Genomic DNA, 2500 nt, shown 5'->3' with positions numbered 1-2500 from the left:
TAGTAGCGGCGAGCGAAACGGCAGGAGGGCAAACCGAAGAGTTTACTCTTCGGGGTTGTAGGACTGCAATGTGGACTCAAAGATTATAGAAGAATGATTTGGGAAGATCAGCCAAAGAGAGTAATAGCCTCGTATTTAAAATAGTCTTTGTACCTAGCAGTATCCTGAGTACGGCGGGACACGAGAAATCCCGTCGGAATCTGGGAGGACCATCTCCCAACCCTAAATACTCCCTAGTGACCGATAGTGAACCAGTACCGTGAGGGAAAGGTGAAAAGCACCCCGGGAGGGGAGTGAAATAGAACCTGAAACCGTGTGCCTACAACAAGTTCGAGCCCGTTAATGGGTGAGAGCGTGCCTTTTGTAGAATGAACCGGCGAGTTACGATATGATGCGAGGTTAAGTTGAAGAGACGGAGCCGCAGGGAAACCGAGTCTGAATAGGGCGCCTTAGTATCATGTCGTAGACCCGAAACCATGTGACCTACCCATGAGCAGGTTGAAGGTGCGGTAAGACGCACTGGAGGACCGAACCAGGGCACGTTGAAAAGTGCTTGGATGACTTGTGGGTAGCGGAGAAATTCCAAACGAACTTGGAGATAGCTGGTTCTCTCCGAAATAGCTTTAGGGCTAGCGTCGACATAAAGATTCTTGGAGGTAGAGCACTGTTTGGGTGAGGGGTCCATCCCGGATTACCAATCTCAGATAAACTCCGAATGCCAATGAATTATGGTCGGCAGTCAGACTGCGAGTGCTAAGATCCGTAGTCGAAAGGGAAACAGCCCAGACCACCAGCTAAGGTCCCAAAATAATTGTTAAGTGGAAAAGGATGTGGGGTTGCACAGACAACTAGGATGTTAGCTTAGAAGCAGCTATTCATTCAAAGAGTGCGTAATAGCTCACTAGTCGAGTGACCCTGCGCCGAAAATGTACCGGGGCTAAAACAATTTACCGAAGCTGTGGATACCTTTATAGGTATGGTAGGAGAGCGTTCTATGTGTGANGAAGGTATACCGTGAGGAGTGCTGGAACGCATAGAAGTGAGAATGCCGGTATGAGTAGCGAAAGACAGGTGNGAATCCTGTCCACCGTAAGACTAAGGTTTCCAGGGGAAGGCTCGTCCGCCCTGGGTTAGTCGGGACCTAAGGAGAGACCGAAAGGTGTATCCGATGGACAACAGGTTGATATTCCTGTACTAGAGTATGTAGTGATGGAGGGACGCAGTAGGCTAACTAAAGCAGACGANTGGAAGTGTCTGTCTAAGCAGTGAGGTGTGANNTGAGTNAAATGCTTANNTCTATAACATTGAGCTGTGATGGGGAGCGAAGTTTAGTAGCGAAGTTAGTGACGTCACACTGCCAAGAAAAGCTTCTAGCGTTAAACATACTCTACCCGTACCGCAAACCGACACAGGTAGTCGAGGCGAGTAGCCTCAGGTGAGCGAGAGAACTCTCGTTAAGGAACTCGGCAAAATGACCCCGTAACTTCGGGAGAAGGGGTGCTGACTTTAAGTCAGCCGCAGTGAATAGGCCCAAGCAACTGTTTATCAAAAACACAGCTCTCTGCTAAATCGTAAGATGATGTATAGGGGGTGACGCCTGCCCGGTGCTGGAAGGTTAAGAGGAGTGCTTAGGNGTAANCCGAAGGTATGAATTGAAGCCCCAGTAAACGGCGGCCGTAACTATAACGGTCCTAAGGTAGCGAAATTCCTTGTCGGGTAAGTTCCGACCCGCACGAAAGGCGTAATGATTTGGGCACTGTCTCAACGAGAGACTCGGTGAAATTTTAGTACCTGTGAAGATGCAGGTTACCCGCGACAGGACGGAAAGACCCCATGGAGCTTTACTGCAGTTTGATATTGAGTGTCTGTACCACATGTACAGGATAGGTAGGAGTCTATGAGATCGGGACGCCAGTTTCGAAGGAGACGTTGTTGGGATACTACCCTTGTGTTATGGCCACTCTAACCCNGATAGGTTATCCCTATCGGAGACAGTGTCTGACGGGCAGTTTGACTGGGGCGGTCGCCTCCTAAAAGGTAACGGAGGCGCCCAAAGGTTCCCTCAGAATGGTTGGAAATCATTCGCAGAGTGTAAAGGTATAAGGGAGCTTGACTGCGAGAGCTACAACTCGAGCAGGGACGAAAGTCGGGCTTAGTGATCCGGTGGTTCCGCATGGAAGGGCCATCGCTCAACGGATAAAAGCTACCCTGGGGATAACAGGCTTATCTCCCCCAAGAGTTCACATCGACGGGGAGGTTTGGCACCTCGATGTCGGCTCGTCGCATCCTGGGGCTGTAGTCGGTCCCAAGGGTTGGGCTGTTCGCCCATTAAAGCGGCACGCGAGCTGGGTTCAGAACGTCGTGAGACAGTTCGGTCCCTATCCGTCGCGGGCGTAGGAAATTTGAGAGGATCTGCTCCTAGTACGAGAGGACCAGAGTGGACTTACCGCTGGTGTACCAGTTGTCTTGCCAAAGGCATCGCTGGGTAGCTATGTAGGGA

The 2500-nt window shown here is 50.6% G+C and carries 1 rRNA gene (cut by a window edge); it reads left to right on the top strand.

The annotated features are described in order from the left end of the window. A 23S ribosomal RNA gene (locus D8854_RS09655) occupies positions 1 to 2500 on the top strand; its annotated part reaches 235 nt to the left of the window's first position; the annotation flags it as partial.

Origin of the sequence: Streptococcus mitis, from assembly GCF_003943905.1 — a bacterium.
Lineage (GTDB): Bacteria > Bacillota > Bacilli > Lactobacillales > Streptococcaceae > Streptococcus > Streptococcus mitis_BC.
This window is presented reverse-complemented; position numbering and strand designations above follow the sequence as displayed.